This is a genomic window from Brevibacterium sp. SIMBA_078 (assembly GCF_046534565.1).
Classification (GTDB): domain Bacteria; phylum Actinomycetota; class Actinomycetes; order Actinomycetales; family Brevibacteriaceae; genus Brevibacterium.
In genome coordinates this window covers 1-244 of sequence record NZ_JAWRYQ010000491.1, presented here as the reverse complement: position 1 = coordinate 244, position 244 = coordinate 1, and the positions used below count along the sequence as shown (strand labels likewise).

The 244-nt window shown below is 46.3% G+C and carries 1 protein-coding gene; it reads right to left on the bottom strand.

Annotation, left to right across the window (positions count from 1 at the left end; translation table 11 throughout):
- Window position 1: 1 nt before the first annotated feature.
- A partial coding sequence (locus tag SB749_RS20525; protein ID WP_410711937.1) for a sensor histidine kinase occupies window positions 2-244 on the bottom strand: 243 nt, incomplete at its 5' end.

The following is a 244-nucleotide window of genomic DNA, read 5'->3' as shown; positions in this document are numbered from 1 at the left end:
ATTATTCATCCTCAACCGCTAATGTCAGTCGGAAGCCCTTCATAGAGGGGCTTATGCTAACTTGCCCGCCAATTTGTTCCGCCCTCTCCCGTATTCCCTTAAGACCATTACCTTCGCAAATTGATTTTACCTTGCCATTGTCTGCTATCTCGAGCTTTAATTTGCGGCCCTGACGAAACACACAAATGCTTAACTCATTGCCATTAGAGTGGCGCAAGAAGTTAGTAACCGCCTCTTGCGAAAC